The sequence below is a fragment of the Streptomyces alkaliphilus genome (assembly GCF_014141535.1).
GTDB lineage: Bacteria > Actinomycetota > Actinomycetes > Streptomycetales > Streptomycetaceae > Streptomyces > Streptomyces alkaliphilus.
This window is the reverse complement of the sequence record NZ_VKHT01000123.1, coordinates 1-8229: the sequence shown is the minus strand read 5'-3', so window position 1 is coordinate 8229 and position 8229 is coordinate 1. Positions and strand designations below refer to the sequence as shown.

6 protein-coding genes are annotated in these 8229 nt (G+C 71.3%); 2 read left to right on the top strand and 4 right to left on the bottom strand.

Translation table 11 applies throughout. From position 1 onward, the window contains the following. Positions 1-121: 121 nt before the first annotated feature. The 4 genes from FNQ90_RS06670 to aceE all read right to left on the bottom strand — a co-directional run bounded on the left by FNQ90_RS06670 (position 122) and on the right by aceE (position 6504). The gene (locus FNQ90_RS06670; RefSeq protein WP_143619336.1) at positions 122-1018 is read right to left on the bottom strand and encodes a DUF4429 domain-containing protein; all 897 of its coding nucleotides are present in this window, start codon (positions 1016-1018) and stop codon (positions 122-124) included. A gap of 197 nt (positions 1019-1215) precedes the next feature. After that, a complete protein-coding gene (locus FNQ90_RS06665; RefSeq protein ID WP_323379809.1) occupies positions 1216-2445 on the bottom strand; it encodes an alpha/beta hydrolase in 1230 nt (409 codons plus the stop codon). Between the two features lie 303 nt (positions 2446-2748). Further along, positions 2749-3651, bottom strand: coding sequence for a potassium channel family protein (locus tag FNQ90_RS06660; protein ID WP_182605414.1), 903 nt, complete (start codon positions 3649-3651; stop codon positions 2749-2751). Positions 3652-3771: 120 nt separating this feature from the next. Continuing rightward, positions 3772-6504, bottom strand: a complete 2733-nt coding sequence (gene aceE, locus FNQ90_RS06655; RefSeq protein ID WP_182605413.1) for a pyruvate dehydrogenase (acetyl-transferring), homodimeric type — start codon at positions 6502-6504, stop codon at positions 3772-3774. 476 nt (positions 6505-6980) lie between these two features. On the opposite strand from aceE, the gene FNQ90_RS06650 reads away from it, so the two are divergent. Beyond that, positions 6981-7430, top strand: coding sequence for a DUF3052 domain-containing protein (locus FNQ90_RS06650; protein WP_182605412.1), 450 nt, complete (start codon positions 6981-6983; stop codon positions 7428-7430). 192 nt (positions 7431-7622) lie between these two features. Beyond that, complete coding sequence (locus tag FNQ90_RS06645) at positions 7623-8138, top strand: peroxiredoxin (RefSeq protein WP_182605411.1); 516 nt, start codon at positions 7623-7625, stop codon at positions 8136-8138. The last annotated feature ends 91 nt before the right edge of the window (positions 8139-8229 follow it).

Sequence of the window (8229 nt, the reverse complement as noted above, 5' to 3'; positions counted from 1 at the left end):
GCTCGAGGCCCCCGCGGTTCCCGGGGCGGAGGAGGACGTCCCCCGACGTCGCCTGTCCTTCCTGTCCCGCCGCGCCTGAACCCCTCGCGCCCCCGGGGCGCGGTCCCTCGGAGCCCCCGCTTCACAGTTCGGCGAGCAGGTCCTGCTTCTTGGCGGAGAACTCCTCGTCGGTGAGCAGGCCGGCCGAGTGCAGTTCGCCCAGGTGTCGGATCCGATCGGCGATGTCCGCCGGGTCCCGTCGGGGGTCCCTGGGATGGGGCAGGGCGCTCACCGGGCCCCCGGTCCGCTCCATCTCCTGCACCGCCGCCAGCACGCTCGCGGCGAGCGGGAGCGACTCGTGCACCAGGCCGTACCCCAGGCCGAAGACGACGGCGGTGGGGTCCTGGTCCGCCGGCACCGGTGCGGCGGGCAGCGGCTTGCCGTCCGGGCCCCGCCGCAGCAGGCGCAGGTAACCGCCCTCCACCTCGGGGGAGCGCCACTCCACCCCGGCCAGTTCGGCGACGGAGAAGGTCTGGTCCCCCGCCTTCCATTTGGCGGAGGAGGCCCCGGTGCGGAACCAGTGGAAGTCCACGGTGGCCCCGTCGAAGACGACCCGGCCGTCGTACGCCTTGAAGCGCAGCGGTGCCGGCGGGGGGTCGACCATGAACTCGTCGGCCTCCTCGCGCGCGCGGGGGCCGAGCCGGGACAGCAACTCCGCCGCGTAGTACCCCGCCGGGGTCTCCCGCTCGGCGGGCAGCACCAGGCGGTAGGGGTCGGCGGCTTCCCGGAGCTGGCCCGCCGCGGCCTCCAGCAGCGGGTCGGACCCGGGCCGGGGGAGGATCCGCAGGACCACGGTGCCCTTCCGGGCCCCGGGGCCCAGTTCGACCGAACTCAACGCCTCATGGGGAATGCGACGCTCGCCCAATACATGGAAGAGCTTCGGTGTGCGGATCCCCCGTTCGAAGCGGATGAGTACGGAATCGGTGTCGAACTCCCAGGAGGAGTGGATTCCGGCCAGCACATCACCCATGTGGGTCATCGTATGCGCCCGGGCCGACGGATGGGTCACCCTCCGCGCACCTCCCCGGGGAACACGCTCGGGCGCGTGCGCCCCCGTCTCCCGCGATGATGTCCGTCCCCGGCGTCACGCGTCCGGAATCCGCCCCTCCCCTTGGAGGAGGCGTGTTCGGGCCGTTCGGGGTGGGGACGTCCTCACCGGCCGCGGGTCCGCACGGTTCAGGCCGGCTGCCCGACCGGGGTCTCCGGGGTGCACAGCGGGGCGCCCCGCAGCCCCGTGACGGTGGTGAACAGACCGGTGCCGATGCGGGCGAAGTTGCGCAGGCTGTCGGAGCCCGGTTCGAAGTAGCCCGTGTGACCCCGGGCCGAGCCCGAGGCGACGTGCAGGGCCCCGAAGGAGGGGTGCACCGGGTCGGTTCCGTGGCCGATCGGGCCCACGGCCAGGTGCGGCACGTCGCGGATCCAGTCACCGATCGCCCGGGTGGCCCAGACCCGGGCGTCGGTGCCCAGCCGGTCGGCCCGGGAGACCCGCATGCCCGGGCTGCCCGCGACCACGATGTCGGTCACCCGATCGGGCAGGCGCTCGGCGGCCAGCCCGCAGACCACCGAGCCGTAGGAGTGGCAGAAGAGCGCGACGGGTGCGTCACCGGGCAACCCCTCCACGGCCCGCACCAGCCGGTCGGCGCCCTCGGCGGCCAGTTCCCCCGTGGCGGCGGAGACACCCACGCCGCGAGGGGTGGTGTAGTCGGCCCAGGCGATGACGGCCGAGGGCAGTTCGGGAGCGACGGCGGTCTGTTCGGTGTGGAGCGCCTCCGCCATCCCCACAGGGGAGCGGTACCGCATCCGGGTGCGTTCGAAGGTCAACAGGTCGGTGTCCACCCCCGGCACGACCACGGAGATCCGGTGGGCGGTGTCCAGGTCACCGAGGACCTCGGCCGCCCGACCGGTGCCGGAGGGGTCGAAGGACAGGATCTGCCGGTCCTCACCCAGCAGCGAGGCGTAGCGGTTGGCGAGGCGTCCGGCGTGGTGGCGTCCGGCGGCCGAGAGACGCTCGTCGTCGATGCGCTCGCGCTCCTCCTGCCGGGCCCGGGCCAGCGAGTGCCGGTTGGCGGCGTACCGCACCTCCACCGGAACCCCGTCGAGGTTGCCGACCACCTCGGGGTGACGTTCGGCCAGCAGCATCCATTTGCGGTGCCCCATGGAGGCGAAGAAGGAGGCGATCCGTTCCGGGGACGAGGCGAGCGAGGGCAGTTCGGCGCCGCCGATGGAGTCGCGGTGCCAGGCCGCCAGGCGCTGGGAGCGGGGGTCGGGAGCCGCCGGTTCGCCGCTGGTGATCCACCCGGAGGCCGCCAGCACGGTGATGACGACGGCCAGCGGCAACAGGACCCGCCGCAGGAGGCCGGGAAACCGGACGGCGTGGCGCCCGGGGGGTGCGGGGGAGGGGCTGATGTTCGACACTGCTCCCGCATCCTACGATCGTTCTGTCGGAAATAAACCCTTCGGGGCGTGAAGTCCCCTTCACTGTGATACGGGTCATCCCCGCGGGGAGACCGCCGGTCGGATCGGGAGGTACCGCCCTTCGGGGTGACGGGAAGCGTACCCGGGGGGCGGCGAAAAGACAACGGAAAGGCAACGAAAGGGCAACGACGGCGTGTCGGGGGTGTTCACGGGGTTATGGCGCGGTGTCGGAGCGAGCCGCGAGCCGTCCCGCCGCCGGGGCCCCGCGGCACCGGGCCCCATCGCCCCGCTCCGTCAGTCGACCACCGCCGGCGCGCCCGGCCGGGTCCCCCCGTCGGGATCCCCGGCGTCGGCCACCGGAAGTCCCGCCCCCCGGGCCGTTCCCGACGGCAGATCGGGTCCCCCGTCGGGGTCGACCGGTGCGACCCTTCGGTGCGCGGCCAGTTCCGCGCGCAGCGCCCGCACCTCCTCGGTCAGCACCTCCAGGGCCGCGTCCCGCCGCCGGGAGTTCTCGTCGGATTCGTTGAAGCGGGAGATGAACCAGGCCGCGATGTTGGCCGTCACCACGCCCAGCAGCGCGATCCCCGAGAGCATCAACGCGATGGCCAACAGTCTGCCGATCCCGGTGGTCGGCGCGTGGTCGCCGTAGCCGACCGTGGTCATGGTGGTGAACGCCCACCACACGGCGTCACCGGGGGAATGGATGTTGGAATCCGGGGAGTCCCGTTCCACCTCCAGCACGGCCAGGGAACCGAACATCACCAGTCCCGCGCAGCATCCCGCCACGTACACCGTCAGCTGGACCCGGGAGGCCATTCGGGCCCGCTCACCGGCCAGCAACAGGGTGGAGACGAGTCGCAGCAGTCGAATTTGGCGCAGCAGGGGCAGGATCACCGCGGCCAGGTCCAGCGGGTGCCGGCGCACGAACCGCCATCGGTGTTCGGAGAGCAGCAGCCGGGCCAGGTAGTCGACGGCGAACACACCCCAGATCCCCCACTCGGTGATCCGGCACACCCGGTGCACCGCCGCCGGTGCACCCGGCGCGACGATCGGTACCGCGTAGACGACGCCGAACAGCACCGCCAACCCGAGCAGCGGCATCTCGGTCCGTCGTTCCCACCGGCGCCGGCCGGGCTCGATCCCGTCCTCGGGATGCGGGGCGGGCAGCCGACGGGTGGTGGGGAGGGGCGCGTCCATGTCGGGACATGCTAGGACGCCCCTCCCTGCGTCCCGGCGGCGGGCGGAACACCCACGGCGGGGCCCCGGAACCGTTCTTCGGTTCCGGGGCCCCGCCGTGTGATGTGGTCGTGCCGGCCGTCAGGCGTCGCCGCCCGCCGGACCCGGGTCCGCGGCGGTCACGTCCAGCAGCTGGTACCGGTCGATGGCCTGCTTGAGCACCGAGCGGTCCACCGCGCCGGTCTTGGCCAGCTCGGTCAGCACCCCGAGCACGATCGACTCGGCGTCGATGTGGAAGAACCGTCGGGCCGCGCCCCGGGTGTCGGCGAAGCCGAAGCCGTCCGCGCCCAGGGACTGGTAGGCGTTCGGCACCCAGCGCGAGATCTGGTCCGGTACCGCCCGCATCCAGTCCGACACGGCCAGCACCGGTCCCTCGGTGCCCCGCAGCGTCCGGGTGACGTGCGGCACCCGCTGCTCCTCCTCGGGGTGCAACAGGTTGTGCCGCTCGGCGTCCACCGCGTCGCGCCGCAGCTCGTTCCACGAGGTGGCCGACCACACGTCGGCGCGCACGTTCCAGTCCTCGGCGAGGATCCGCTGCGCCTCCACGGCCCACGGCACCGCGACGCCCGAGGCCAGGATCTGCGCCGGGATCTCGCCGGCCGTGCCCTCCTTGTACCGGTAGAGCCCCTTGAGCAGGCCCTCGGTGTCCAGGTTCTCCGGCTCCGCCGGGTGGGTGATCGGCTCGTTGTACACCGTCAGGTAGTAGAAGACGTCCTCGGCGTTCTCCCCGTACATCCGGCGCAGACCGTCCCGCACGATGTGGGCGATCTCGAAGCCGAAGGCCGGGTCGTAGGCCACGCACGCCGGGTTGGTCGAGGCCAGCAGCTGCGAGTGACCGTCGGCGTGCTGGAGCCCCTCACCGGTCAGCGTGGTCCGACCCGCCGTGGCGCCCAGGACGAAACCGCGCGCCAGTTGGTCGGCCATCTGCCAGAACTGGTCACCGGTGCGCTGGAACCCGAACATCGAGTAGAAGACGTAGACCGGGATCAGGTGCTCGCCGTGGGTGGCGTAGGAGGAGCCGGCGGCGATCAGCGAGGCGGTACAGCCCGCCTCGGAGATGCCGTCGTGCAGCATCTGGCCGGTCGGCGACTCCTTGTAGGCCAGCAGCAGCTCACGGTCCACCGACTCGTAGGTCTGCCCCAGCGGGTTGTAGATCTTGGCCGTCGGGAAGAGCGAGTCCATGCCGAAGGTGCGGTACTCGTCGGGGGCGATCGGCACGAAGCGCTTGCCGATCTCCTTGTCCCGCATGAGGTCCTTCAGCAGCCGCACGAACGCCATCGTGGTGGCGATCTGCTGGTTGCCCGAGCCCTTGCGCAGCGCGGCGTAGGTCTTCTCGCCCGGCTGCGGCAGCGGCTTCGCCCGCACGACCCGGGTGGGCACGTACCCGCCCAGACCCTTGCGGCGGTCGTGCATGTACTGGATCTCCTCGGAGTCCTGCCCCGGGTGGTAGTACGGCGGGACGCCGCTCTCCAGATCCTTGTCCGCGATCGGCAGGTGCAGCCGGTCGCGGAACCGCTTGAGGTCGTCCACCGTCAGCTTCTTCATCTGGTGGGTGGCGTTGCGACCCTCGAAGTTCGGGCCCAGGGTCCAGCCCTTGACCGTCTGGGCCAGGATGACCGTCGGCTGACCCCTGTGCTCGGCCGCCGCCTTGTACGCCGCGTAGATCTTGCGGTGGTCGTGGCCGCCGCGTCCCAGGTGGAGCAGCTGGTCGTCGGTCATGTCCTCGACCATGCGGCGCAGCCGGTGGTCGTCGCCGAAGAAGTGCTCGCGAATGTAGGAGCCGGTCTCGGTCGCGTAGGTCTGGAACTGTCCGTCGGGGGTGGTGTTGAGCTTGTTCACCAGCACACCGTCGCGGTCCTGCGCCAGCAGCGGGTCCCAGGTGCGGTCCCAGATCAACTTGATGACGTTCCAGCCCGCGCCCCGGAAGACCGACTCCAACTCCTGGATGATCTTGCCGTTGCCGCGCACCGGACCGTCCAGCCGCTGCAGGTTGCAGTTGACCACGAAGGTCAGGTTGTCCAGCCCTTCCCGGGCGGCCAGGGTGAGCTGGCCCAGCGACTCGGGCTCGTCCATCTCGCCGTCGCCGAGGAACGCCCAGACCCGGGACTTCGAGGTGTCGGCGATGCCGCGCGCCTCGGTGTAGCGGTTCATCCGGGCCTGGAAGATCGCGCCCAACGGGCCCAGACCCATGGAGACGGTCGGGAACTCCCAGAAGTCCGGCATCAGCCGCGGGTGCGGGTAGCTGGACAGGCCGTGGGGGGCCTTGGACTTCTCCTGACGGAAACCGTCCAGGTGCTGCTCGGAGAGGCGGTCCAGCAGGTAGGCGCGGGCGTAGATGCCGGGGGAGGCGTGGCCCTGGAAGAAGATCTGGTCGCCGCCGTCGCCCTCGTCCTTGCCTCGGAAGAAGTGGTTGAAGCCCACGTCGTACAGGGAGGCCGAGGAGGCGAAGGTGGCGATGTGACCACCCACACCGATGCCCGGACGCTGGGCGCGGGAGACCATCACCGCGGCGTTCCACCGGGTGGCGTTCAGGATGCGGCGCTCGATGTCCTCGTTGCCGGGGAAGAACGGCTCGTCCCGGGTGGCGATGGTGTTGACGTAATCGGTGCTGCGCATCTCGGGGACGGCCACCCGCTTCTCACGGGCGCGCTCGATCAGGCGCAGCATGAGGTAGCGGGCCCGTTCCCGGCCCCGTTCGCCGACGGCGGCGTCGAGCGAGTCGAGCCATTCCCGGGTCTCCTCGGGATCGAAATCCGGGACCTGGCTGGGAAGGCCGCCAATGATGATCGGGTTGCGATCGGATCCGGAAGCCACGCTGTTCCTTCACTGTGAGGTGGGGAGCTGTGCTGATGTCCTCTGTCTGATGTCGGGCCGCCTTCCATCGTGGACCCCGGAAGGCGAAACGTCATCTCTACCGTGTGGTAACACCCGCTCCGCGGGGTCGCGGGAGGGTGGGACGCGGGCCGGCCCGGAGGTCGCGGACGACACCGGTGGCCGATGGACCACCCTACGCCCCGGGCTTCCGGACTGTGAAAGGGTCGTTCCGGTTTTTCCTCCGGGGTGGGTGGGAAGGCGCTGCGTCAACCGGTCCGGTACCCCTGCCGACCCGTGCGTGGCGGACCTCACCGGCCGTTCGACGGGCGGTCGGGGACACGACGTTTGACCCCCTGCCCCCACCGGGTACTTGCGTGATCCGCCCGGCCCGTGTGGACTACGGCACAACCCACGCGCACGCGTGGGTGGGGACCCGTCACACCGGGCACCACACCGAACAGCACAGGAGGCAATCCGTGAGCGCGACCGCGGACCACGCGGAGGAGCGGACCAACCCGGCGGCCCAGCTGGGTTTCCGGCCCGGACAGGTGGTCCAGGAGCTCGGCTGGGACGAAGACGTCGACCAGGGGCTTCGCGAGGGAATCGAGGCCATCACGGGTCAGTCGCTCGTCGATGAGGATCACGACGACGTGGCCGACGCCGTGGTGCTGTGGTTCCGCGAGGACGACGGTGACCTCACCGACGCGCTGGTGGATGCCACCACCCTGATCGATCCGGGCGCGCCGGTCTGGTTGCTGACGCCCAAGACCGGCCGGGACGGGCACGTCGAACCCAGTGAGATCGACGAGTCCGCCCGCACGGCCGGCCTGGCCCAGACCAAGACCATCGCCCCCGGCGGGGACTGGGCCGGCAGCCGGCTGGTCACGCCCAAGACCGCTGCGGGGAAGACCGGCGGACGCCGCTGACCGACCGCGGGGCCGGCCGGCGGGGCCGCCCGGTCCCGCGCGGGTCCCCGGGCGGCACTTCTCCGTTGCCCCGTTGCCCCGCCCCCTGTCACCGGTCGGGCGTAGGCTGAGGATCACGGGCGTGAAGTCGTCCGCGGACCGTTCACGTCGGTGAGGGAACCGACCGGCCCGGCAGTCGAAGGGAACCCGTCGATGGAGATCACCCCCGGAACCAAGGCGCCCGACTTCGCGCTGCGCAACCAGCACGGGGAGACCGTTCGCCTCTCGGACTTCCGGGCGGGGGCGGGTGACACCGCCGGGAACGCGGGGAACCCCGGGAACCCCGGGAAAAATGTCGTGCTGCTGTTCTTCCCCTTCGCGTTCACCGGGATCTGCACCGGCGAACTGTGCGAGGTGCGGGACCGTCTTCCCGCCTTCGTGAACAAGGACACCCAGCTGCTGGCGATCTCCAACGACTCGCCGTTCGCGCTGCGGATCTTCGCCGACCAGGAGGGCCTGGAGTACCCCCTGCTCTCCGACTTCTGGCCGCACGGCGAGGTCTCGCGGGCGTACGGCGTCTTCAACGAGGAGCGGGGGTGCGCGCTGCGCGGCACCTTCATCATCGATCGCGAGGGCGTGGTGCGTTGGAGCGTGATCAACGGCATGCCGGACGCCCGTGACCTGGACGCCTACATCGCGGCCCTGGACGCCCTCCGCGAGGAGGTCTGAGCCCACCGGGGGTTCCCCGGCCCCGGAATCCGGCCTTCCGGCGGTCGGACGGCCGGCCCGCGAACCCTCACCCCTGTCTCTTATACAAATC

Bases quoted from the DNA above. Each gene is read 5' to 3' on its own strand.
- FNQ90_RS06660 (WP_182605414.1), bottom strand. From the start codon at position 3,651: ATGGACGCGCCCCTCCCCACCACCCGTCGGCTGCCCGCCCCGCATCCC.
- FNQ90_RS06645 (WP_182605411.1), top strand. From the start codon at position 7,623: ATGGAGATCACCCCCGGAACCAAGGCGCCCGACTTCGCGCTGCGCAAC.
- FNQ90_RS06670 (WP_143619336.1), bottom strand. From the start codon at position 1,018: ATGACCCACATGGGTGATGTGCTGGCCGGAATCCACTCCTCCTGGGAG.